23 protein-coding genes are annotated in these 21,931 nt (G+C 71.7%); 12 read left to right on the top strand and 11 right to left on the bottom strand.

All coding sequences use genetic code 11. From position 1 onward, the window contains the following. Nucleotides 1-44: 44 nt before the first annotated feature. Genes V3C34_RS03300 through V3C34_RS03320 form a run of 5 tightly spaced genes read right to left on the bottom strand, consistent with a single transcriptional unit; the run spans nt 45 to nt 3,695 of the window. Nucleotides 45-779: a hypothetical protein gene (locus tag V3C34_RS03300; RefSeq protein WP_345913564.1), complete on the bottom strand. Its 735-nt coding sequence runs from the start codon at nt 777-779 to the stop codon at nt 45-47. Then, on the bottom strand, nt 776-1,495 hold the full coding sequence (locus V3C34_RS03305; protein ID WP_346008059.1) for a hypothetical protein: 720 nt from the start codon (nt 1,493-1,495) through the stop codon (nt 776-778). The genes V3C34_RS03300 and V3C34_RS03305 overlap by 4 nt, the downstream gene beginning before the upstream one ends. Beyond that, nucleotides 1,492-2,202, bottom strand: a complete 711-nt coding sequence (locus tag V3C34_RS03310; protein WP_068327152.1) for a hypothetical protein — start codon at nt 2,200-2,202, stop codon at nt 1,492-1,494. Before V3C34_RS03310 ends, V3C34_RS03305 begins: the two co-directional genes overlap by 4 nt. A gap of 45 nt (nt 2,203-2,247) precedes the next feature. After that, nucleotides 2,248-3,000: a hypothetical protein gene (locus V3C34_RS03315; RefSeq protein ID WP_346008060.1), complete on the bottom strand. Its 753-nt coding sequence runs from the start codon at nt 2,998-3,000 to the stop codon at nt 2,248-2,250. Then, complete coding sequence (locus V3C34_RS03320) at nt 2,997-3,695, bottom strand: hypothetical protein (RefSeq protein ID WP_346008061.1); 699 nt, start codon at nt 3,693-3,695, stop codon at nt 2,997-2,999. Before V3C34_RS03320 ends, V3C34_RS03315 begins: the two co-directional genes overlap by 4 nt. A gap of 131 nt (nt 3,696-3,826) precedes the next feature. Between V3C34_RS03320 and V3C34_RS03325 the strand changes: the two genes are divergently transcribed. After that, nucleotides 3,827-4,651, top strand: a complete 825-nt coding sequence (locus V3C34_RS03325; RefSeq protein ID WP_346008062.1) for a hypothetical protein — start codon at nt 3,827-3,829, stop codon at nt 4,649-4,651. A gap of 34 nt (nt 4,652-4,685) precedes the next feature. Here the strand turns inward: V3C34_RS03325 and V3C34_RS03330 are convergent, their stop codons facing one another. Next, on the bottom strand, nt 4,686-5,348 hold the full coding sequence (locus V3C34_RS03330; protein ID WP_068425043.1) for a 4a-hydroxytetrahydrobiopterin dehydratase: 663 nt from the start codon (nt 5,346-5,348) through the stop codon (nt 4,686-4,688). Nucleotides 5,349-5,410: 62 nt separating this feature from the next. On the opposite strand from V3C34_RS03330, the gene V3C34_RS03335 reads away from it, so the two are divergent. Both V3C34_RS03335 and V3C34_RS03340 read left to right on the top strand, forming a co-directional pair. Then, entirely contained in the window at nt 5,411-6,844 is a 1,434-nt protein-coding gene (locus V3C34_RS03335; RefSeq protein ID WP_346008063.1) for an HAD-IB family hydrolase, read from the top strand. Between the two features lie 22 nt (nt 6,845-6,866). Beyond that, nucleotides 6,867-7,427, top strand: coding sequence for a nucleotidyltransferase family protein (locus V3C34_RS03340; protein ID WP_346008064.1), 561 nt, complete (start codon nt 6,867-6,869; stop codon nt 7,425-7,427). Between the two features lie 44 nt (nt 7,428-7,471). Here V3C34_RS03340 and V3C34_RS03345 read toward each other — a convergent pair whose 3' ends face one another. Continuing rightward, nucleotides 7,472-8,581 (bottom strand): FAD-dependent monooxygenase, encoded by a 1,110-nt coding sequence (locus V3C34_RS03345; protein WP_346008065.1) that lies wholly within the window; start codon nt 8,579-8,581, stop codon nt 7,472-7,474. Nucleotides 8,582-8,711: 130 nt separating this feature from the next. Here V3C34_RS03345 and V3C34_RS03350 point away from each other — a divergent pair, with 130 nt between their 5' ends. Continuing rightward, entirely contained in the window at nt 8,712-9,677 is a 966-nt protein-coding gene (locus V3C34_RS03350; protein WP_346008066.1) for an ABC transporter substrate-binding protein, read from the top strand. Nucleotides 9,678-9,757: 80 nt separating this feature from the next. Here the strand turns inward: V3C34_RS03350 and V3C34_RS03355 are convergent, their stop codons facing one another. From V3C34_RS03355 to V3C34_RS03370, 4 genes are read right to left on the bottom strand one after another with little or no spacing between them, the layout of a single operon-like run. Then, the gene (locus V3C34_RS03355; protein WP_346008067.1) at nt 9,758-10,471 is read right to left on the bottom strand and encodes an SRPBCC family protein; all 714 of its coding nucleotides are present in this window, start codon (nt 10,469-10,471) and stop codon (nt 9,758-9,760) included. A gap of 2 nt (nt 10,472-10,473) precedes the next feature. Further along, on the bottom strand, nt 10,474-12,864 hold the full coding sequence (locus V3C34_RS03360) for a xanthine dehydrogenase family protein molybdopterin-binding subunit (protein ID WP_346008068.1): 2,391 nt from the start codon (nt 12,862-12,864) through the stop codon (nt 10,474-10,476). Next, nucleotides 12,857-13,402 carry a (2Fe-2S)-binding protein gene (locus tag V3C34_RS03365; protein WP_346008069.1) on the bottom strand — a complete coding sequence of 182 codons (546 nt, stop codon included), beginning with the start codon at nt 13,400-13,402 and terminating at the stop codon, nt 12,857-12,859. The genes V3C34_RS03360 and V3C34_RS03365 overlap by 8 nt, the downstream gene beginning before the upstream one ends. Further along, nucleotides 13,399-14,265, bottom strand: coding sequence for a xanthine dehydrogenase family protein subunit M (locus V3C34_RS03370; protein WP_346008070.1), 867 nt, complete (start codon nt 14,263-14,265; stop codon nt 13,399-13,401). The genes V3C34_RS03365 and V3C34_RS03370 overlap by 4 nt, the downstream gene beginning before the upstream one ends. Nucleotides 14,266-14,451: 186 nt before the next feature. Here V3C34_RS03370 and V3C34_RS03375 point away from each other — a divergent pair, with 186 nt between their 5' ends. The 8 genes from V3C34_RS03375 to V3C34_RS03410 all read left to right on the top strand — a co-directional run bounded on the left by V3C34_RS03375 (nt 14,452) and on the right by V3C34_RS03410 (nt 21,910). Further along, nucleotides 14,452-15,426, top strand: a complete 975-nt coding sequence (locus tag V3C34_RS03375; protein ID WP_346008071.1) for an ABC transporter substrate-binding protein — start codon at nt 14,452-14,454, stop codon at nt 15,424-15,426. A gap of 27 nt (nt 15,427-15,453) precedes the next feature. Beyond that, a complete protein-coding gene (locus tag V3C34_RS03380; protein ID WP_338538979.1) occupies nt 15,454-16,242 on the top strand; it encodes an ABC transporter permease in 789 nt (262 codons plus the stop codon). Beyond that, nucleotides 16,239-17,102, top strand: a complete 864-nt coding sequence (locus tag V3C34_RS03385; RefSeq protein WP_346008072.1) for an ABC transporter permease — start codon at nt 16,239-16,241, stop codon at nt 17,100-17,102. Before V3C34_RS03380 ends, V3C34_RS03385 begins: the two co-directional genes overlap by 4 nt. After that, a complete protein-coding gene (locus tag V3C34_RS03390; protein ID WP_338538977.1) occupies nt 17,095-17,901 on the top strand; it encodes an ABC transporter ATP-binding protein in 807 nt (268 codons plus the stop codon). Before V3C34_RS03385 ends, V3C34_RS03390 begins: the two co-directional genes overlap by 8 nt. Beyond that, the gene (locus V3C34_RS03395) at nt 17,898-18,686 is read left to right on the top strand and encodes an aspartate dehydrogenase domain-containing protein (protein ID WP_346008073.1); all 789 of its coding nucleotides are present in this window, start codon (nt 17,898-17,900) and stop codon (nt 18,684-18,686) included. The genes V3C34_RS03390 and V3C34_RS03395 overlap by 4 nt, the downstream gene beginning before the upstream one ends. Nucleotides 18,687-18,780: 94 nt before the next feature. Continuing rightward, nucleotides 18,781-20,343: an aldehyde dehydrogenase gene (locus V3C34_RS03400; RefSeq protein ID WP_346008074.1), complete on the top strand. Its 1,563-nt coding sequence runs from the start codon at nt 18,781-18,783 to the stop codon at nt 20,341-20,343. A gap of 24 nt (nt 20,344-20,367) precedes the next feature. Beyond that, the gene (locus V3C34_RS03405; RefSeq protein ID WP_338538974.1) at nt 20,368-20,904 is read left to right on the top strand and encodes a cupin domain-containing protein; all 537 of its coding nucleotides are present in this window, start codon (nt 20,368-20,370) and stop codon (nt 20,902-20,904) included. A 37-nt stretch (nt 20,905-20,941) separates the two neighbouring features. Continuing rightward, nucleotides 20,942-21,910, top strand: coding sequence for a PDR/VanB family oxidoreductase (locus V3C34_RS03410; protein WP_338538973.1), 969 nt, complete (start codon nt 20,942-20,944; stop codon nt 21,908-21,910). The last annotated feature ends 21 nt before the right edge of the window (nt 21,911-21,931 follow it).

Raw genomic sequence — 21,931 nt, forward strand, 5'->3', positions numbered from 1 at the left:
CCACTCTAGGTCGCCCGCTGCCGGCACGCGTGCGGGTGACGCGGCTACTGCTCGAGACGGGCGAGGACGTCGGCGGCCAGCTGCTCGACGGGCTCCATCGTCAGGGACTCGTCGGTGCCGACCTGCTGGACCGTCACGAGGTTGTGGCCGACGCGGTAGCTCATCTGGTCGATGTGGACCCGGGTGGTCTTCCCGCCCACGCGGTCGAAGGTCGTCACCCGCACCGCGAAGGCCTGCTCGCCGACCGGGGAGATGGTGCGTGGCTCGGTGAGCAGCCGCAGGTCGAAGTCACCGAGCTCGTCCCGGCCGTAGAGCGAGAAGGTGGCGCAGCCGCCCGCCGCCTCGCCCGCCGCGGTGAGGATGCCGGGGCCGACCGGGCGCGTCACCGAGGTGATGCTGACCGACATGGTGCGCAGGGCGTCGCCCGTGCCCTCGGACCAGCTGAGGTTGGCCTGGCTCGCCCGCTGCTGCCGCAGGTTGCGGTAGTGCCAGCCGAGGCGCAGGACGTCGACGCACTCGGCCGGGTCGGAGGTGCGCTGCTCGGCGCCGGTGTCGGAGGGCTGCTCGGTCGCGCCCTTCGGCAGCGGGGGCAGCGCGGCCTCGGCCTCGTCGCGGGTGAGCTCGCGGCCGGCCCGCTCGAGCCCGGGGTCGGGTGGCGGCACGGGCGAGGTCGACGTCGTGGACGGTGCGGTGGGCGTCCGCTCGGGGGCGAAGGGGGTCACGCACCCCGAGAGCACCAGGCAGGTGAGCGCGGCGACGGTCGCGGGCAGGATCCTCACGACGCCTCCTCGAGCCCGTCGAGGGTCGCGCGGGCGGTGCGCTCGGTGAGCGCGGTGTCGGGGGTGCCGTTGTACGTGCCGTTCACGACCGTGAAGGTGTTGTGACCGACCTTGACGGCGACGAAGTCCATGGTGAGCGTCTCCATCGTCTGGTGGATCGTGAGCCGCAGGGCGAGGGTGCGGTCGCCGAGCGCGGGGAAGGTCAGCGCGTCGGCCTCGTACGCGCTGCTGTTGCCGGTGTCGCGCTGCACGATGCTGAACTGCGAGCAGTCCGCGACCTCGGCGCCCGCCTCGTCGAAGAGCCGCACCGGGTACGGCTCGTCGTAGGAGTAGGCCCACACCGCGACGTGGCGGCGCTGCGTGCCCGGCGGGGGCTGGTTGTCGCTCGCGGCGAAGTTGGCCTGGGCCCGCCCGCGGCTGGTCTGCTGCACCTCGTCCCAGCCGGGCCCCTTGAGCACGAGCGGGGCGCACGAGGACGGGGTGACCTCGGCGGCCCGCGTCTCGAAGAGCGTGCCGGCCGGGTCCTCGCCCCACCCGTCGCCGAGGTCGCCGGGGGACGGGAGGACGCTGCGCAGGCCCCCTTCGTCCAGCGGTCGACCGGCCCCCGTGAGCGTCCCGAGGTCCTCCGCGGGCTGCGGGTCGTCGACGAGGCCGCAGCCGGGGAGGACGAGGGTGAGCGCGGCGAGCGCCACGGCGGGGCGAAGGGGGCGTCTCACAGGGCCTCGAGGTTGTCGACGGTCGTGCGGGCCACCGTCTCGACGACCCGCGAGTCGTACCTCGAGCCGGGGCCGGCCGCGTAGACGACGTGGACGAGGTTGTGGCCGACGGAGATGCCGGCGACCTGCACGACGCCTCCCTTGAAGACATCGCCCTCGGTCGTCGACTCGACGCGCATGGAGTAGGTCCGCTCACCGAGCGGCGGGAAGGTCACGGGGCTGAGCTTCCACGAGGACGTGCCGGACTCGTCGATGAGCTGGAAGGTGGCGCACTCCCCCTGCGCGGCGCCGGCGTCGTCGAAGAGCTGCGTCGGGACGGCGACGTCGTGGCTCGAGACGGTCACCGTCAGCGACCCTCCGACCTCCCCGGCCCAGGCGCGCTTGGCGCGGGCCGTGCGGTGCGTGCGCAGGTCCTTGCCGACGTCACCGGCGAGGCGCACGTCGAGGCAGGTGGCGGGGTAGGCCGTCGCCTGGGGGTCGTCGCCACTCGTCTCCTGCTCGACGGTGTCGCGGCGGAACCCGGACGGCATCTGGTCGTCGCCCGGCAGCACCGACGCGGCCTGCTCCTCGCTCAGCCGGCCGTGGCCGACCGGCGGCGGGGTCGAGCTCGCCGGGTCCTCGCCGCCGAGGCCGGGGACGCACCCGGCGGTGACGACGGCGAGGGCGGCGACCAGGCCGATCCCTCGGACGGTGCGTGGTGTCCCCATGTCTGCTCCCCTGTCGTCCGGCTCGTCGTCGGGCTCGTCGTCGGCTCACGCGAGGTCGTCGAGGACGCCCTCGGCGTACTCCTGGAGGATGTCCGAGTTGTCCGCGCGGAACCCGGTGAGCATGCGCACGTGGACGAGGTTGTGGCCGCTGCGCACCCAGAGGTAGTCGATCGCGGAGTCGAGCTCGCGCGAGCCCGCCCGCACCCCGAGGCTCTGCTCGCCGAGGACCGGCGTCTGGATGTTGGTCGCGGACCAGTCGCTCATCTCGGAGCCGGGCGAGACGGCCGTGCGGAAGGTCGCGCAGTCGGCGAGGGCCGCACCGGCCTCGTCGAGGAAGCGCGTCGGGAAGGCCTCGTCGTAGCTGTAGACCGCGACGGAGATGCTCGGCTGGCCGACCGAGTCGTCCTCGCCGCTGTTGCGCGTGTAGCGCACGCCCTCGCCGTCGGCGAGGTGCTCCGACTTCCAGGTGCGCATCTGCGGGGTGTCGAGGAAGACGGCCAGGCAGGCCTGCGGGTCGGCCCGGCGCTGGCTCGCCCGGCGAGTGTCGAACCCGCTGGTGTCCTGGACGAAGCCCCGCGGGGCCTCCTCACGCGTCGGCAGCGCCCGCTTGATCTCCGCCGCGGTGAGCTGCTGCTGCTCCGGCGCGGTGAGCTCCTCGACCGTCGTGGCGCTGCTGCTCGGGGTCACCTCGCCCGAGGTGACCGAGGCGGCCGGCGGGGCGTCGCCGCCGCAGGCGGTCAGGGCGAGGGCGGCGACGGCCGCGAGCGCGAAGGGGGTGGCTCGGGTGCGAGAGGTCATGTCGTCTTCTTCAGCTCGGCGAGGGTCTTCTCTGCGTACTTCGTCATGGCGGCGCCGTCGTAGGGCTCCCCGCCCTTGATGTACCAGACGGTGACGAGGTTGTGGCCGCTGCGCACGTAGAGGCGGTCGACCGAGATCCCCTCCCCGCCCGCGCCGAAGGTGAGGCGCACGGCGAAGGAGCGGTCGCCGACGCTCGGGGTGCTGATCGCGCGCGTCGTGCGGGTCGTCGAGGAGCCGCCGTCGTCAGGCGTCGTCGTGTACGAGGCGCACTCGGCGAGGTACTGGCCGGCCTGGTCGAAGAACTCGAGGGGGTAGGGCTCGTCGTAGGACTCGACGATCGTCGTCACCGACTCGTCGGTGACGGAGCGCGGGCTGGTGAAGCGGCTGTACTCGCGGACCTTGCGGTGGGCGTCGCGGAACTTGCGCTCCTGCGGGCCGTCGAGGGTGATGTGCGCGCACACCTGCGGGTCGTAGGTCTGCCCGCCCTCGGTGAGCTTGGTCGTCCACGTGGCGAAGCCGCCTGGCGCGTCCTTGATCGTCGGCAGCGCGCGGCGCGCGGTGGCGGCGTCGATCTGCTGCTGCTCCGGCTGGTCGAGGGCCTCCGCGCCGTCGGCGGAGGTCGTGACGGTTACCGTCGTCGGTGGGGCCTCCTGGCCCGAGCCGCACGCCGCCAGGCCCAGCACGAGCGTCGCCATGGTGACGGCGGTCGCACGGGGGGAAGGGCGTCGGGACGATGGGCGCACGGGCCCAAGGTTCTCACGCGGGCCGTGCCCTCGCTCGCGAGGCCCGGCCCGTATCGTCGTCCCGAGACCCGCAAGGAGGACCCGTGGAGCAGATCTCCCGCCGTGCCCTGCTGGCCGCACTGGGTGCTGCCGGATCCACCGCGCTCACCGCCTGCGCCGAGGACGAGCCCCCGGTGGAGATCGGGTCCACGACGCACACGCCCGCGGGCGGTAGCGACCCGAGTGAGGGATCCGGCGGTGACGAGGCGCCGAGCACGTCCGGCCCCGCCTCGATGGTCCCCGTCGACCTGGCCTCGCCGGACGACCTGCGCAACCGGTGGGCGGCCTATGCCGCCATGTGGGTCGGCGCCGGGGTCTCCGAGGGGGGCACCGGACCCCGCGCCACCGACGGCGACTGGGTCTACGAGATGGAGATCGGCCAGTGGGGCTACCTCGTGCGGCTCAAGGACGGGCGGGCGGTGCTGGCCGGCCAGAGCAACCCCGACACCCGCCGTGACGCCGCGGCCGAGAAGCGCAACCGCCAGACCCTCCTGGGGCAGGGCCCGAGCTGGTGGGGCGTCGTCGACGACGTGCTCCCCGCGACCGCCAACCTCGGCTTCGTCATCGGCTGGGACGGCAAGCGGTGGACCCGCTCGAGCGCCGCACCCACCGGTGGCGGTTACGACAGCTTCGTCTTCTACGTCGCGACGGCGAAGGACCTCGGCCAGATCCTCGTGCGCTGGGGGAGCAACGGGCAGCAGGAGTACACCGGGACCGGTGGGGCCCGAGCGGCCGCCGACACCGTGATGGCGCAGGGGACCCGGGTCACCTCGAGCCAGCTGCGCCGGCTCGGACCGGGCATGAGGTCCTCGCGGCTGCCGGCCGCGACCGCGGCCGCGCGGGCCTTCGAGGGCAGGGGCCGGCACTAGGACGAAGGGGGTCCCCCCTTCGTCCCGGCGCTGCTCAGTCCCGCCGGTCCTGCCAGGTGCACACGCAGGCCTCGTTGCCGTCGGCGTCGGCGAGGACCCACCACGCCGGCGCGAACTCGTCGGTGACGAGGCGCCCGCCCGCCGCGATGGCCGCGTCGACGCGCTCCTGCGCGATGTCGTGGGGGACGTAGACGTCGAGGTGCAGCCGGTTGCGGACCTCGCGCGGTGCGCTCTCCTGGAACCAGATCTGCGGCAGCTGCCCGTCGGGTGAAGGGAGGACGTCCGGGTCCCCCTTCGCTGGCTCGTGCCCGGTGAGGGCCTGCCAGAAGGGACGGATCGCATCCGCGTCGGCGGTGTCGATGCCGATGGTCATCGCGACGACGACGTGCGGGTCGTGCTCGGCCCCGAGCTCCTCGGCGATGCGGGAGATCTCGCCCGCCAGCTGGAGGTCGCGACTGGTCAGGCCACCCACGTCGTGGCTCACGAGGAGCAGCCCGACCCAGTTGTAGCGCAGGTCGATGTCGGGGTGGTGGTCGGCGGCGTCGGCCACCCGGGCGATGCGGGTCACGAGCTCGACCGCTGCCGGGTAGTCCGCGGTGCGCAGGCGGGTGCGGAGGGTGCCGTCGATCTCGCGCCACCCCCGCGGGGCGGCCTCGGCGACATGGCTGCTGGACAGGGTCTGGGCGTCGTCGCTCATGTGACCCACGTTAGGCCCCGCGGGGCCGCTCCGGCGGGGGATCCGCCGTTAGCCTCGAGCGCATGACGGCCGCCGCGTTCTTCGACCTCGACCGCACCCTCCTGCCCAAGGCCTCCGGGCCCGCCCTGTCCGCGGCCATGCGGCAGACGGGGGTCGTCTCGGCCCGGCTGCCGGGCGAGTCGCTCGTCTTCGGGTACTTCAACCTCCTCGGGGAGTCCCTCGGCTCGATCGCCCTCGCCCGGCAAGCCGTCCACGTCGCCCGCGGCCGGGCGGCCGACGCCTTCGACGAGGCCGCGGAGGTCGCGGCCGACGTGCTCGAGCCGCTCGTCGGGCCCTTCGCCAGGATGCTCATCGAGGAGCACCACGACGCCGGGCGGCTCGTCGTCCTCGCGACGACGACGCCCGAGCACCTCGTCCGGCCGCTCGCCGAGCGCCTCGGCATCGATGCCGTCATCGCCACCCGGTACGAGGTGGGGGAGGACGGCCGCTTCACCGGCCGCCACGACGGGCACTTCGTGTGGTCGATGGGCAAGATCGCCGCCGTGCGCGACTGGGCGGAGCAGCAGGGCGTCGACCTCGACGCGTCCTTCGCGTACTCGGACTCGATCTACGACGCGCCCCTGCTGCGCGCGGTCGGCAACCCGGGCGCGGTCAACCCGGACCCTCGCCTGCAGGCGCTCGCGGTGGCTGCCCGCTGGCCCGTCCTGCACTTCGACACCTCCCCCGGCGTCTTCAAGCTGCCCGTCATCGGCCTGGAGCTGCAGCGCAGCCTCGCGCTGCTCGCCCGCCCCGAGCTCTTCCCCTACGCGCGGTTCTCCATCCGGGGCGTCGACAACGTCCCGAGGGTCGGGCCGGCGATCCTCGTCGGCAACCACCGCTCGTACTTCGACGCCATGGCGATGCTCGTGGCCATGGGGCGCACGAGCCGCTCCGCCCGGTTCCTCGGCAAGAAGGAGCTCTTCGACGTCCCCGGCCTCGGTGCCTTCTTCCGAGCAGGTGGCGGCATCAGCGTCGACCGCCGCGGGGACGACCCGGACAGCCCGGACGCCTTCGCGGCCGCGGTCCGCGCGCTCGCCGGCGGCGAGCTGGTCGCGATGATGCCCGAGGGCACGATCCCGCGCGGCATCGACTTCTTCGAGCCGGGCATGTCCGGGTACCCCGGCGCAGCGCGCCTGGCCCAGCTGACCAAGGTGCCGGTCATCCCCTTCGCCATCACGGGCACCGAGCAGGTCTGGCCGCGCTCGTCGAGGCTGCCCCGGGTCACCCAGGTGCTCCGGCGGCCCGAGGTCACCGTGACCTTCGGCGAGCCGGTGGAGCTGAAGCGCCGCTCCGTGGTGCGCGACATGGAGCGGGTCTTCGACGCGATCACCGCGCTGCTGCCGGACGAGGTCCGCGAGCCGCCCCGCCCGACGCTCGCCGAGCTCGCGCGCGCCTACCCCGACGGGCGCGTGCCCGACGAGGACCGCTGGTACGCGGTCGACGGGGACGGGGGATGAGCGGGCTCACGGTCTGTCGGTCGTGCCTGTGACGACCGTGCACGGGCTCGTGCTCGCGGCCGGAGCGGGTCGTCGGATGGGCCGGCCCAAGGCCCTCATGACCGATCCCGACGGCACGTCGTGGTTGGCCCGGGCGGTCACCGTCCTGGACGAAGGGGGCTGCGCGGCGACGACCGTCGTCCTGGGCGCCAGCGGCACGGTCGGACCGACGCTGCCGAGGACGACGTACACGCACTGCCCCGACTGGGCGGAGGGCCTCGGCACCTCGTTGGCGCACGGGCTGCGCACCCTCGACGACGGTGACGCGGACGCCGTCCTCATCCACCTCGTGGACCTGCCGGACGTCACCGCGGCGGTGGCGCGACGGCTGCTGTCGTCGCACGTGGACGCCGGCACCCTGCGTCGAGCGGTGTACGGCGGGCGGGTCGGGCACCCGGTGCTCGTCGGTCGGGACCACTGGGGCCCGCTCGTCGCCGGGCTCTCCGGGGACCGGGGCGCCGGCCCGTACCTGCGGCGGCACGGCGCCGTCGGTGTCGAGTGCGGCGACCTGGCGACCGGAGAGGACGTCGACCACCCGCCGTGACGGGAGAGATGCGTCTGCGTGCCGACCGGTCGCACCCGGCGTGGTCACACCCCGATGGTCCACGCGCCGTAGTCGTACACCCAGTCGGCGTTGCCGCCGGACCTGAGCCACTCGTTGCCGCGGGAGCCGACCTGGATCTGCGCGGTGCGCTCCTGGCGCAGGGTCTCGTAGCGCCGCAGGCCGTCCGGGGCGCCGTGCGCGGCGAGGCAACGCGCCAGGACGACCGCGTCCTCGATCGCCTGACCGGCACCCTGCGCCATGAAGGGCATCATCGGGTGCGCCGCGTCGCCGAGCAGCGTCGCGCCGCCGTGCCCCCACGAGGTCAGCGGGTCGCGGACGTAGAGCGCTGAGATGAGTACCTCGTCGCAGGCGTCGAGCAGGGCGCGGGCGTCCTCGTGGAAGTCCGCGTACGCCGCCCGCAGGTCCTGGATGCGCCCCGGCGTCGTCCAGGACTCCTCCGACCAGCTCTCGCGGTGCTCCGTCGCGAAGACGAAGGTCTCCTTGCCGCGGGTCAGCGGGAAGGTGACGATCTGGGTGTAGCGGTCCTTGCCCCAGAACTTGGTGAAGCAGTCGACATCGCGAAGGTGCGCCACGCGCTCGGTCGGCAGCACGGCCCGGTAGGCGACCGTGCCGGTGAACTCCGGGTGCTCGTCGCCGAGCAGGCTGCGGCGCACCGCCGAGTGGATGCCGTCGGCGCCGACGACGACGTCGACCTCCTCGGTCGAGCCGTCCGCGAAGCGCAGGGACACCCCCGCGTCCGTGACCTCGCAGCAGTCGAGCTGGTGACCCAGCCGTACCGCCTCGGAGCCGACGGCCGACTCGAGGGTGTCCAGCAGGTCGGCGCGGTGGATCGTCAGCTGGGGCGCGCCGTAAGCCTCCTCGGCGGCCTCGGACATCGGCAGGCGAGAGGTCTCCTCGCCGGTGTAGCCGTCGCGGCTGATCCGGAAGCGTGGCCGCGCGGCGTCGGTGCGCAGGGCCTCCCCGACCCCCAGGGGGTCGAGCGCGCGGACGGCGTTGGGCGTGAGGTTGATGTCCGCCCCCACGCGCCCGAACTGCGACGTGCGCTCGTGCACGACCGCGTCCAGGCCCTCCTTGCGCAGTGCCAGGGCGAGCGTGAGCCCGCCGATCCCGCCGCCGATGATCGCGATCTTCATGTGCTCTCTCCTTCGAGGACGCCGTCGTCACTCGGGTGGGGGGCTTGACTGTCGTTCCATCTCACCACAAAATTACTTACTACAAAATGGTTGAGCACAAAGGCGTCTCGACCAGGACATCGGAGGAAGCATGAGGACGAGGCACTTCTGGGGCACTGCACTGGTGGTCGGGCTGGCGCTCGGCGCATCGGCGTGCGGTGGTGAGAGCTCCGCCGGCGCCACGGACGGGGAGCTGGAGAAGACAGAGCTCACGGTCGGGTCGCTGCCGCTGGCGGACTATGCGGCCCTCTACTGGGCCGACGAGAAGGGCTTCTTCGACAAGGCCGGGCTCGACGTGACGATCGAGACCGTCCAGGGCGGGCCCGCCGGCGTGCAGCAGGTCGTCGCAGGAGAGCTCGACTTCACCAACTCCCCGGCCTTCGTGGCAGCGACGGCGCACGACTCGGGCCTGCCGATCCGCTCGGTGGTCATCACCAGCGCGCTGGCCGAGGACGGTATGGGCATCTACGTGCTCGACGGCTCGCCGATCAAGGACATCGGGGACCTCGACGGCAAGTCCATCGGTACCAACACGACCAAGAACATCGGTGACATCACCTTCCGCGCACAGGCCAAGAGCGAGGGTGCATCGGTCACGCCGAAGTGGGTCGAGGTCCCGTTCCCCGAGATGCTCAGCGGGGTCAAGGCCAAGTCGGTCGACGCCGGGTACTTCCCGGAGCCCTTCGCCTCCTTCGCGCGCACCGCCGGACTGCGCAAGGTCGTCGACCTCACGACGGGCCCCAACGACGGTCTCGCGGCGGCGAGCTACCTGTCGAGCGAGACCTTCGTCAAGGACAACCCGGACACGACCAAGGCCTTCGCCGACGCGATGTACGCCGCCGGCGCGGACATGGCGAAGAAGGAGGACGAGGTCCGGTCCTGGCTGCCGACCTTCGCGAAGCTGGACAAGAAGACGGCGGAGAGCATGCCGCTGCCGGCCTACTACGGGGCCTACGACGAGGAGGGTCTCCAGCGGGCCCTGGACATCCTCAAGGAGCAGGAGCTCGTCAAGGCCGACCTCGAGGTCGGCGACGTCCACTGGGCGCCGGCCGAGTAGTCGCACGCGAGGTACGACCGAGCCCACGTCCTGCTCAGGACGTGGGCTCGGTCGTGCTCGGGGGGAGGGTGCGTGGGGCGTCAGCGACGACCCACGAGCTCTCGGGCCAGCTCGACCCACGCGGGGTCGTCGCCGGCGACGATCGTCAGGTGGACCGAGCGCCGGGAGCCGAGCAGGGTGGCTGCTGCCGCGCCGACGAGGGCCGCCACCGCCAGACCGGCGAGCTCTCGCCCGGCGGAGTGGGGCACCGCGGCCGCGACGGCAGGGGCGGGGGCAGAGGCCAGGATCGGCCCCTGGGCCGCGGCCGCGGGCTGTCCCGCGGGCACGGTCTCGACGGCCGCAGGAGCCGCTGCCTGCTCGACCTGGCGCTCGAGGTTCCTGCCGAACTGCGTCGCCAGGCGGGTGATGACCTCCGCGAGGATGCCCCGGCCGAACTGGGCCGGCTTGCCCTGCAGGTCGAGGTCCATCGACACGTCGATCCGCGTGGACCCCTCGGCGCCGGGCAGCACCGAGATGTCGACCGTGGCCGCGGCGCTGCCGGCCCCGCGGGCCTCGGTGCCGCGCGCTCGGATGTGGATCGCCCGGGACGGCTCGTCGTAGCGCAGGGTGCCCTCGCCGCCGTAGTTCAGCCGCATCGGCCCGAGGCCGACGGACATCTTGCCGGTGAAGTCCTCACCCGACAGGGACGTGAGGGTGACCCCGGGCAGGCTCTCGACCACCGTCTCGGGCCGCTGCAGCAACGGCCAGACCCGGTCGATGTCTGCGTGGATGGTCAGGGTGTGATCGATCTGCACGGTCACTCTCCTCCGGAGGTCGCGGTTGCCGCGCGCTCGCGCAGCAGTCGTCGGACGTGGTCTGGGTTGACGGGCGTGGAGCGCACCACGACGTCGTGCGGCCGAAGGGCGTCCTCCACGGCGTTGGCGATGGCCGCCTGCGGCCCGACGGCACCACCCTCGCCGAGCCCCTTGACGCCGAGGCGGTTGGTCGGGGTGGGGTAGCAGACCTCACCGAGACGGATCTCGGGCACCGTCTCCACGGTGGGCATGAGGTAGTCCATGTAGCTGGCGGTCGACGGCTGGCCGTTGGCGTCGTACTTGAGGTGCTCCAGGAGGGCGCCGCCGATGCCCTGGACCGCCCCGCCGAGGATCTGGCCGTCGGCGATCACGGGGTTGACGATGTTGCCCGCCTCGTGGACCACGACGTAGTCGAGGATCGTCGTGGCGCCGGTGGCGGTGTCGACCTCCACGACAGCGGCGTGCAACCCGCTGGAGGTCGCGTAGTTCGGCGGCTTGAAGTACGCGTGCGCGGACAGCCCGGCGCTCGGGTCGTCGCTCGGCGACCGCGTGAGCGCCCGGACCAGCTCGGCCAGGGTCATCGGTGCGGCGCCCGCCACGAGGACCTTGCCCGACTCGAGGCGCACGTCCTGCTCCGGCACGCCGTGCAGACCGGCCGCGGCGCGCTCGACCTGCGCGCGCAGCTCGCGGCAGGCCATGTCGATCGCGTTGCCCGCGGTCACCATCGCCCGGCTGGCGATCGTGCCCACGCCGTACTGGAGGTTCTGCGTGTCGCCGCCGACGAGCTCGATGGCCTCCATCGGGACGTCGAGGGCGTCCGAGGCGACCTGGACGAAGGTCGTGGCGTGCCCCTGTCCCTGCGACGGGGAACCCGTCGAGATCCGGACGGTGCCGGAGGGCAGGACGGTGGCCCGGGCCGACTCGAAGGGGCCCAGCCCGGACATCTCGATGTACATGCCCAGGCCCACGCCCCGGTGGATGCCGTCGCCGCGCAGCCGTTCCTGCTCCTCGCGGAAGGCCGGGAAGTCGATCATCTCCTCGACCATGTCGAGCATCTTCACGTAGTCGCCGGAGTCGATCTCCTGGGGCAGACCACGCCGGTCGAGCAACCCCGAGAAGTACGGCATGTCCTCCTCGGTGAGGAGGTTGATGCGCCGCACCTCCGCCGGGTCCTTGCCCAGCCGCAGGGCGAGCCGGTCCATGGCCCGCTCCATGGCGAACGCCGCCTCGGGACGGCCGGCTCCGCGGTAGGGAGTCGTGAACATCGTGTTGGTCAGCGTGCCGAAGACCTCGAGGTCGAGGTGCGGAACGCGGTAGGCGCCGGTGAGGTGCACGAGCGCGTTGTAGGCCACGACGAGACCGACGACGTTGCGGCAGCCCATGTTGGTGATGCAGCGGTCGCGGACCGCGAGCAACCGACCGTCCGCGTCGGCGGCGACCGTCAGGTGGTGGATCTGCTCCCGGGCGTGGGTGTCCGCGACCAGGTTCTCCGTCCGGTCGGCCTGCCAGCGCACGGTGCGGCCCAGCGCGCGGGCGGCGAAGGGGATGAGGATCTCCTCGACGATGAGGATCCCCTTCTGCCCGAAGCCACCTCCCACGTCGGGCGTGATGACGGCGACGTCGTCCGTCGACAGGCCGAGGCTGTGGGCGATGTGGTCACGGACGCGGTGCGGGGTCTGGGTGTTGGACCAGACCGTGAGCCGGTCGGTGTACGGGTCGACCGTCGCCACGATCCCGCGGGTCTCCATCGGGGAGGGGACGTAACGCTGGGAGGCGAAGGTCTCCTCGAGGACCACGGGCGCCGCGGCAATGGCGGCGTCGGCGTCACCGGTGCTGATGTGGGCGTGCAGCCCGATGTTGTCCTCGGCCTCGAGCAGGGCCTTGGGGGAGGAGGGGTCCAGGGCCGCCTCGGGGTCGATGACGACGGGCAGCGGCTCGTAGTCGACTCGGACCTCCTCGAGGGCGTCCTCGGCCAGGTACCGCGACTCGGCGACGACCATCACCATCGGCTGGCCGACGTAGTTGACCTCGTCGTGCGCGAGGGGAGGCATCGGCTGGATCTTGACCGTGGGGGCCACGTGCTCGACCAGTCCCGGGGGGACACGCACCTCCTCGATGTTGACGAGCGGCTCGACGACACCGAGCAGCGACCTCCCGTCGTAGACGGCCACGACGCCCGGGGCGCTCTGGGCTCCGGAGATGTCGATGGAGCGGATGCGCGCGTGCGCATGGGGGCTGCGGAGGAAGGCGAGGTGCAGCTGGTCCGGGAGCACCACGTCGTCGACGTAGCGCCCCTGCCCGCGCAGCAGACGGTCGTCCTCCACGCGCGGGACGGACTGGCCGACGAGGCGGGGTGCCTCGGTCGCCTCGGGCTCGTGGGTCGACTCACTCATGACCATCGCCCTCCTGCGCGACGCGCACGGACTGCCTCGCCGCACGCTCGATGCCCCGGTAGCCGGTGCAGCGACAGATGTTGCCGCTCAGCTGGTCCATCAGCTCGTCCTCGTCGACCGCCTCCTCGCGCTCGTGGAGCTCGGTGATCGACATGAGGAACCCGGAGGTGCAGAAGCCGCACTGGAGGCCGTGGTGGTCGTGGAAGGCCTGCTGCACCGGGTGCAGGGCACCCTCCGCCAACCCCTCCACGGTCCGGATCTCCCGGCCCGAGCACGCAGCGGCGAGCGTCAGGCAGGAGCGGACGGCGCGGCCGTCGACGAGGACGGTGCAGGCGCCGCAGGCGCCCTGCTCGCACCCCACGTGGGTGCCCGTGAGGGTGAGCCGCTCCCGCAGGAAGTCGCTCAGCAGCAGCCGGGACTCGACGTCCGCCGACACCCCGTGGCCGTTGACCTCGAGGTCGACGTGGCACCAGGCGGAGGGCTCGACGAGCAGGGGGGTGAGCGGGCTGCGCAGCGCAGCGGTCTTGTCGGTGGTCATCGGCACAGCTCCCAGGCGCGTCGGATGGATCGTTCGAGGAGGGTGCTCGCCAGCTCCAGCCGCAGCTCGGTGCTGGCGTGCACGTCGGTGGGTGGGTCCAGGGCGAGGGTGAGTGCGTGCCCGACCGCCGCCCAGTCGGCGGCATCGGGGTGCTGCCCCTCGAGCATCTCCTCGACGGCGGCGACGCGGACGGGGGTGCCGCCCACGCCGAAGAAGACCGCACGTGGTGCGCTCAGGCGGTCCTGCCGGCGGCCGGTACGGGTGGCCACGCCGACGGTCGCGAAGTCGCCGCGTCGCTGGGTGAACTCGCTGACGTCGTGGCGTGTGCCCTCGGGGGAGGGCGGGAACTCGACGGCGGTGACCAGCTCGTCGGGCTGGAGATCGGTCGTGAAGGTGCCGACGAAGAAGTCCGCGGCCGGGACCCGGCGCTGGCCCCGAGGGCCCACGACGTGGATCTCGGCATCGAGCAGGACAGCGACCGCCGGGAGCTCCGCGGACGAGTCGGCGTGGGCGAGGCTGCCGCAGACCGTGCCGCTGTTGCGGATCTGCGGGTGGCCGATGTGCCGGATCGCGCCGGTCACGGCCGGCCATCCCCTGCGCACCAGCGGGTGCGCCAGGGCATCGGACTGGCGTACCGCGGCACCGATGCGCAGCGCGCCGTCGGCCGTCACGTCGATGGCCTGGAGCTCGGGGACCCTCGTGATGTCCACGAGGACCTGCGGTCGGGCCAGGCGCATGTTGAGCACGGGGATCAGGGACTGGCCCCCGGCGAGGACCTTGACCTCTCGATCGTCCCTGGCCAGGTGGTTGACGACGTCCGCGACCGATGTGGCCGTGGCGTAGTCGAAGGGGGCGGGCTTCATTGCTGCTCCTCGGGGTTCGCGACCACTAAACCTTATCGCTCAACTGTTTTGGGGTAAACGGTCCCTGCGAGTCCGTCGGGCGCTCGACCTCCCTCTTGACCGATGCCCCTCACGTGATGCAAAGTAACTTACAGCCAAATAGTTGAGCACAAAGATGTGCACTGGCTCGGACCCCGGAGGAACCTGATGAAGACATCCCGCATGGTGGCGCTGGCCGGAGCCGCGAGCCTGGTCGTCGTCCTGGCCGGCTGCGGTGGCGACGACGCCGGCGCAAGCGCTGCCGCGACCGACGGCACGCTGGAGAAGACCGACCTCAAGGTCGGCTCGCTCCCCCTCACCGACTACGCCGCCCTCTACTGGGCGAACGAGAAGGGCTTCTTCGAGAAGGAGGGTCTCAAGGTCACCATCGAGCCCGTCCAGGGTGGCCCCGCCGGCGTCCAGAAGGTCGTCTCCGGCGAGCTCGACCTCACCAACTCCACCCCCTTCGGCACGGCCATGGCCGTCGACTCCGGCCTGCCGATCCGCTCCGTCGTCCTCACGAGTGCGCTCGCGGACAACGGCATCGGGATCTTCGTGCCCAAGGCCTCGCCGATCAAGGACATCAAGGACCTCGACGGCAAGTCGGTCGGCATCAACACGACGAAGAACATGGGCGACATCACCTTCAACAACCTCGCCAAGAGCGAGGGCGTGGACGTCACGCCGAAGTGGGTCGAGGTCCCCTTCCCCGAGATGATCAGCGGCATCAAGGCGAAGTCGATCGACGCCGGGTACATGCCCGAGCCCTTCATGTCAGGCGCCCGCAACGCCGGTCTGCGTCAGGTCGTCGACAACACCGACGGGCCCAACAAGGGTCTGGCCGGCTCGACCTACGTCGCCAGCCAGAAGTTCCTCGACGCCAACCCCGACACCGCCGCGGCCTTCGCCCGCGCGATGTACAAGGCCGGCGGCGACCTCAACGAGCACAAGGACGAGGCGCGCGCCTGGCTGCCCTCCATCGCCAAGCTCGACAAGTCCGTCGCCAAGGGCATCCCGCTGCCGACGTACTACGACGAGATGGACAAGGAGTCCTACACCAAGGCCGTCGACATCCTCAAGGAGCAGGAGCTCGTCAAGGCGGACCTGGACGTCGACTCGACGCTCTGGGCCCCCAAGGAGTAAGGCACCACTCCTCGAAGGGAGGACCGGATGAAACTCATCCACGAACCATTGGGCACCGCCCGGCAGGCAGTGCTCGGCGTCACCGGCGTCGTCGGTGTGGCGGTCGTCGCCGAGCTGCTCATGCGCACCCTCGTCACCAAGGACGGGCTGCCCGTCCCCAGCAAGGTCCTGGGCAGCCTCGGTGACCTCTTCGCCGACGAGAGCTTCTGGAGCGCCGTCGGCTTCACGATGGCGGAGTGGATGCTCGCGCTGCTCATGGCAGCCGTCGTCGGTGTCCTGGTGGGTGCCGCCATGGGCGCGTCGAGGGCGGCCATGATCACCTTCAACCTGCCGGTCGAGGCCTTCCGGGTCCTCCCTTCGATCGCCCTCGGGCCGATCCTCGTGCTCCTCCTCGGCAACGGCATGCTGCCGCTGTCCATCACCGTGGCGCTCGCCTGCGTGTGGCCGATCCTCCTCAACACCATGTACGGGGTGAAGGGGGCGGACACCACCGCCATCCAGACGGCCGAGTCCTTCGGGCTCTCCCGCGCGCAGGTCGTGCGCCGCGTCATCCTGCCGAGCGCCCTGCCCTTTGCCTTCACCGGCGTGCGGGTGGCCGCGTCCATCGGCCTCATCGTGGCAGTCTCCGCGGAGCTGCTCGTCGGCGGGGGCAACGGCATCGGCGGCTACATCCTCGTGGGCAGCGCCAACGCGACCAACCTCGACCTCGTGTACGCCGCCACGCTCGTGGCCGGTGTCCTGGGCGTGCTGGTCTCGCTGGTCATGTCGTTCATCGACGCCAAGGTCTTCGACTGGAAGAAGGGGTTGGCCCAGTGACCATCGCCCAGACCCGCTCCGGCGCCCGCGTCGCGGCCGCGCCCAGGACACGCAGGGGCAGGCTCACCCTCCCGGTCCGCATCGGCCTGCGGCTCCTGGTCCCCGTCGTCATCCTCCTCGTGTGGTGGGCCCTGTCCCGCTCCGCCACGAGCGGATACTTCGTCCCCAGCCCCCTGGAGTCCCTCCGCGCGGTCGGGACGATGTTCCTCTCCAGCGACCCCGGCCGGCTCTTCCTCGGCGAGGCGACCTTCACCCACTTCGTCCCGAGCGTGCTGCGGGCCCTGGCCGGTCTCGGCCTGGCGATCCTCGTGGGCGTGGGGGTGGGCGTGCTCCTCGGTGTCTTCCCGGTGCTGCACGCGCTCTTCCAGCCGCTCGTGCACGTGGGTCGCTCGTTGCCCAGCCCGGCGCTGCTCGGGGTCTTCTTCCTGCTCTTCGGCATCGGGGACTCGCCGAAGATCTTCCTCATCGCCTTCAGCGTCGTCTGGCCGATCCTCTTCAACACGATCGACGGCGTCATGTCGGTCGGCGAGGTCCGCTCCCAGGCCGCCGCCGTCTACCGGATCCCGACCCGGCTGGTCCTCACCCACATCGTCCTGCCGGGAGCCTCGCCCAAGATCTTCGCCGGCGTCAGGACGGCCATGTCCATGTCCCTGATCATCATGATCATCTCCGAGCTGCAGAAGTCCGACAACGGACTGGGCTACCTGCTCGTCTCCACCCAGCGCGACTTCGACTACCCCGGCTTCTTCGCCGTGCTCATCGTGCTCGCCGTGCTCGGCGTGGTCATGAACTTCATCTTCCTGCAGATCGAGCGCCGGGTCCTGGCCTGGCACCGAGGAGTGACGGCTCAAAATGACTGACACCACCACCCGCGCCATCAACGGCGTGCCCGAGCTCCAGCTCGACGGGATCTCCAAGAGCTATGGGAGCAACCTGGCGGTCCGTTCCATCACGGCCGACATCCCGGCGCACAAGATCTCCGTCATCGTCGGCCCCTCCGGCTGTGGCAAGTCGACGTTGCTGCGGATCATCAGCGGTCTCGACGAGCCCACCGAGGGCAGCGTGAACTTCGAGGGCCAGGCCGTGACCGGTGTCCCGGAGGGCCTCGCGATGGTCTTCCAGGACTACTCCCGATCGCTCTACCCGTGGATGCGCGTCGACAAGAACGTCGCCTTCCCGCTCTCCAAGCTGCCGAAGGCCGAGCGCGTGCGTCGGGTGGCCGAGGCGCTGGACGCGGTGGGCCTGACCGGTCGCACGCACCTCTACCCGTGGCAGATGTCGGGTGGCATGCAGCAGCGCGTCGCGATCGCCCGAGCCCTGGCCTCCCACCCCAAGCTGCTCGTCATGGACGAGCCCTACGCCTCGGTCGACGCGCAGACCCGTGCGGACCTCGAGGACCTGCTCCTGCGAATCCAGCGCGAGCTGGGCATCACCGTCCTCGTCGTCACCCACGACATCGACGAGAGCGTCTACCTGGCCGACCACATCATCGTCCTGTCGACGCCGCCGAGCGTCGTCACCGAGACGATCGACGTCGACCTGCCTCACCCTCGCGACCAGGTGACGACGAAGGCTGATCCGCGGTTCGTCGAGATCCGCGGCCACGTGGCCCGACTCCTGCGCCACCGCGAGCTGCAGGCGGTCGAGGAGGCGTCGTGAACCGTCGGGTCGCGGTCGTGGGCCACGGCGTCATCGGCGCCCGGGTGGCGGAGGAGCTGGCCCGGGGCGGCGTGGACGGCGCCGAGCTCGTCGGCATCGTCGTGCGGCACGCGCCGGACACCCCTGCGGGACCGCTCCTCACCCTCGAGCAGGCGCTGGACGCCGCGGACCTGGTCGTCGAGTGCGCCGGCCAGCCCGTGGTGCACGAGATCGTCGACGCGGTCCTCTCCCGCGGCTCCGACCTCGTCGTGACGTCGGTCGGGGCTCTGCTCGACGACCGGCTCGGTCCGCGGCTGGGCTCGCTCGGCCCGGGGCGGCTGCTCGCCACGCACGGCGCCGTAGGCGGCCTGGACCTGCTTGCCTCCGCTGCCCGCTCGGGTGGGCTGGACACCGTCCACGTCCGCACGACGAAGAAGGCTCCCGCGCTCGTGCGCGACTGGATGTCGGCCGCCGAGGCGGAGCGCATCACGCAGTCACCCGAGCCGGTGACCGTCTTCTGCGGGGGGCCGAGCGAGGCGGCCCGGCTCTTCCCCGACTCGCTCAACGTCGTCGCGGCGCTGGCCACGGCGGTCGGGTCCACCGACCGGGTCACCGTCGAGCTCGTCGGCGACCCCTCGGCGACCCGCACGACCCACGAGATCACGGCGAGCGGTGACATCGGGGACTACAGCTTCGTCATCCGCAACACCCCGAGCGCGCAGAACCCCCGCACGAGCGCGGTCACGGCCTGGTCCGTGCTGCAGACGATCGCCTCGCTCACGGGGCGCGCCCCCCTCATCGCCTGACCACCCCCCTTCGTCCCGCACGGAGGAAAACTCTTGACAGAAAATATCTTTGCGCTCAGACTTATGGCAACGACGGAAGGTAGGCCTCGGTTCAATGTCGACTGAGATCGCTCCACGAGGAGCAGAGCTGGCCCTGAGCCACCTCCTGCGCGACGAGGTCTTCGTCGCAGGCAGCTGGCGCACCGGCGCCGGTGAGGTCATCGAGACCGTCGACCCCGCGTCGGGCCGGGTCTTCGCCCGGCTGCACGCGGCCACCGTCGACGACGTGGACGAGGCCGTGCGGGCCGGTCAGCGAGCCGTCGTCGAGAGCGGCTGGCGGGCCGCCGCCCCCCACGAGCGCGCCGCGGTCCTGCGTCGCATCGGTGACGCGATCCTGCGGCGCGCCGACGACATCTCCGCCCTGCAGACCCTCGACACGGGCAAGACCGTGGGCGAGACCACCGCGCTGGCCCGCAGTGCTGCCGGCACCTTCCTCTACGTCGCCTCTGCGCTGGAGACCCTCGAGGACCAGGTGACGCCGTCGCGGGGCCCGTGGATGACGATCGCCACCTGGGAGCCCGTCGGGGTCGTCGCCTCGATCACTCCGTGGAACTCGCCCATCGCCAGCGACGCGCAGAAGATCGCCCCTGCGCTCGCCGCCGGCAACGCAGTCGTCGCCAAGCCGCCGGCCTGGGCTCCGTGGGTGACCCTGCTGCTCGCCCGCATCGCCGAGGAGGAGGGCCTGCCCGCCGGGCTGCTGTCCGTGCTCCCCGGACCCGGCCGGACGGTCGGCGAAGCGCTCGTCGCACACCCGGGCGTCGGCAAGCTGACCTTCACCGGTGGCACCTCGACCGGCCGTCACCTGGCCCACGTCGCCGCGGACAAGCTCATGCCGGCCACCCTCGAGCTCGGGGGCAAGTCGCCGACGATCGTCTTCGAGGACGCCGACCTCACCCAGGCGGTCGCCGGCATCCTCTACGGCGTCTTCTCCTCGAGCGGCCAGAGCTGCATCGCCGGCTCGCGGATCTTCGTCCAGCGCACGATCTTCGACGACGTCGTGGCCCGGCTCGTCGACGCGACCAGCCGGCTGCGCGTCGGTCCCGGCACCGACCCGCGCACCCAGGTCGGGCCGCTCATCACCCACAGCCACCGTGACCAGGTGGCCGCCATGGTGGACGCGGCCGTGGCGGAGGGGGCGCAGGTGCTCGTCGGGGGAGGGATCCCGCTGGACCCGGCCCTCGCGGACGGTGCCTACTACCTGCCGACGATCCTCGGCGGCGTCGACAACTCGGCGACGATCTGTCGCGAGGAGGTCTTCGGCCCCGTGGCCGTCGTCCTCCCCTTCGACGGCGAGGACGACCTGATCGCCCAGGCCAACGACAGCGACTACGGCCTCGCCAGCGGGATCTGGACCGCGGACTACCGCCGGATCCACCGCATCGCACGGGCGCTCGTCGCGGGGACGGTCTACGTCAACACGTACAAGCAGTTCAGCATCTCCACCCCCTTCGCCGGCGTCCGCGACAGCGGGGTCGGGGTCGAGAAGGGGCGGGAGGGCATCCGCTCGTACATGCGGCAGAAGTCCGTCTACATCGACCTGAGCGGTGAGCCCCTCCCGTGGGCCGCCGAGGAGGCGCGCGCCGCGTGCGCGCAGCCCCACGACCACAGCACCGCCTGACCACCACCACACCAGGAGAAGGACATGACCCAGCAGACCCACACCGAAGACACCCTGCAGCCCGGCGCGGACCTGGAGCAGCTCATCGACTCGTGCGTCGCCAGCCGCGAGACCCGCCTCGAGGACTGGGACGCCCTCGGCTTCCAGGCCGAGGCCGGCGGCGACCGCTTCCGCCGCGCCCAGATCCGGTACGTCGGCTCCGGTGCCACCGGCAACTTCGACAACGACAGCCGGATCATCCCCTCGCGAGGATTCACCTTCTCCAACATGCGCCTGCCCGCGGGTGCGGTCGGTCCGGAGCACACCCACAGCGACGTCGAGGAGGCCTTCTTCGTCCTCGAGGGGCAGATCGAGGTGTCCGTGCACGACGTGGCCGACGGCACCAAGACCGCGACCCGCACGCTCGGCTACCGCGACATGATCGTCGTGCCCGCGGGCGTGCCGCGCAGCCTGCGCAACGCGACGGACGAGGACGCGCTCTTCTGCGTCATCATCGGGACCAAGAAGCCGCAGCTCCCGACGTACCCCGAGACGTCGGAGATGCACGGCGTCACCCGCTGAGCCCGTCCACCCGTCACACCCAGCGCGAGGAGTTGTCATGAAGATCGGTTCGGAGTCGAGCCAGGTCCTGCGCGTCCACCAGAAGACGTGGGAGGCGCGGGGAGTCACGAGCGTCACGTTCGTCCACCCGCACGGCGAGGCGCTGCCCCGCTGGGAGCCCGGTGCGCACCTGTCCCTGCACCTGCCCGGTGGTCTCGTGCGCGAGTACTCGCTGTGCTCCGACCCCGACGACACCTCGCGCTGGACGGTGGCGGTGCTGCGCGTCGAGGACTCCCGCGGCGGCAGCAGCCTGATCCACGACCAGCTGCCCATCGGCGCCGAGATCCTCGTCGACGGCCCGCGCAACCTCTTCGAGCTCGATGACGCGTCCCCGCGTCACCTCCTCGTGGCAGGCGGCATCGGCATCACCCCGATCGTCGCCATGACCCGGGCGCTGCAGGCGAAGGGGGCCGACTGGCACCTCCTCTACACCGGCAGGTCCCGGGAGGTCATGGCCTTCGTCGACGAGATCAGCGGGCTGCCGCCCGAGCGGGTCACGATCCACGTCGACGACGAGGTGGGCGGTTTTGCCGACATCTCCGGCATGGTCGGTGGGATCGATCAGGAGACCACCGTCTACTGCTGCGGGCCGGCCACCCTCATGGAGGCCGTCGAGATCAACGTGCCCGACACCTCGCGGCTGCGCCTGGAGCGGTTCCGTGCGCCGGAGCCCAAGGTGGACGCGGACGCTGCGCCCGACGGGGCCTTCGACGTCGTCATCAGCAGCACCGGCGAGCGCATCCCCGTGGACGCGCAGACCTCCGTCCTCGACGCGCTCGCCGCCGCCGGTCACGACGTGCCCTTCTCGTGCACGGAGGGGATCTGCGGGACCTGCGAGACCGGCGTCGTCTCGGGCGAGATCGACCACCGTGACTTCCTCCTCACGGACGAGGAGAAGGAGTCCGGCTCCACGATGTGCATCTGCGTGTCGCGCTGCCGCGGCCCCGAGCTCGTCCTCGACCTCTGATACCAGCACCGACCCAGGAGC

Origin of the sequence: Janibacter terrae, assembly GCF_039636765.1 — a bacterium.
GTDB classification, from domain to species: Bacteria; Actinomycetota; Actinomycetes; order Actinomycetales; family Dermatophilaceae; genus Janibacter; species Janibacter terrae.

Coding starts and splice junctions, on each gene's coding strand:
- V3C34_RS03315 (WP_346008060.1), bottom strand. CDS start 3,000: ATGACCTCTCGCACCCGAGCCACCCCCTTCGCGCTCGCGGCCGTCGCC.
- V3C34_RS03410 (WP_338538973.1), top strand. CDS start 20,942: ATGAAGATCGGTTCGGAGTCGAGCCAGGTCCTGCGCGTCCACCAGAAG.
- V3C34_RS03390 (WP_338538977.1), top strand. CDS start 17,095: ATGACTGACACCACCACCCGCGCCATCAACGGCGTGCCCGAGCTCCAG.
- V3C34_RS03320 (WP_346008061.1), bottom strand. CDS start 3,695: ATGGCGACGCTCGTGCTGGGCCTGGCGGCGTGCGGCTCGGGCCAGGAG.
- V3C34_RS03350 (WP_346008066.1), top strand. CDS start 8,712: ATGAGGACGAGGCACTTCTGGGGCACTGCACTGGTGGTCGGGCTGGCG.
- V3C34_RS03310 (WP_068327152.1), bottom strand. CDS start 2,202: ATGGGGACACCACGCACCGTCCGAGGGATCGGCCTGGTCGCCGCCCTC.
- V3C34_RS03330 (WP_068425043.1), bottom strand. CDS start 5,348: ATGAGCGACGACGCCCAGACCCTGTCCAGCAGCCATGTCGCCGAGGCC.
- V3C34_RS03380 (WP_338538979.1), top strand. CDS start 15,454: ATGAAACTCATCCACGAACCATTGGGCACCGCCCGGCAGGCAGTGCTC.
- V3C34_RS03360 (WP_346008068.1), bottom strand. CDS start 12,864: ATGAGTGAGTCGACCCACGAGCCCGAGGCGACCGAGGCACCCCGCCTC.
- V3C34_RS03400 (WP_346008074.1), top strand. CDS start 18,781: ATGTCGACTGAGATCGCTCCACGAGGAGCAGAGCTGGCCCTGAGCCAC.
- V3C34_RS03345 (WP_346008065.1), bottom strand. CDS start 8,581: ATGAAGATCGCGATCATCGGCGGCGGGATCGGCGGGCTCACGCTCGCC.
- V3C34_RS03365 (WP_346008069.1), bottom strand. CDS start 13,402: ATGACCACCGACAAGACCGCTGCGCTGCGCAGCCCGCTCACCCCCCTG.
- V3C34_RS03370 (WP_346008070.1), bottom strand. CDS start 14,265: ATGAAGCCCGCCCCCTTCGACTACGCCACGGCCACATCGGTCGCGGAC.
- V3C34_RS03375 (WP_346008071.1), top strand. CDS start 14,452: ATGAAGACATCCCGCATGGTGGCGCTGGCCGGAGCCGCGAGCCTGGTC.
- V3C34_RS03335 (WP_346008063.1), top strand. CDS start 5,411: ATGACGGCCGCCGCGTTCTTCGACCTCGACCGCACCCTCCTGCCCAAG.
- V3C34_RS03405 (WP_338538974.1), top strand. CDS start 20,368: ATGACCCAGCAGACCCACACCGAAGACACCCTGCAGCCCGGCGCGGAC.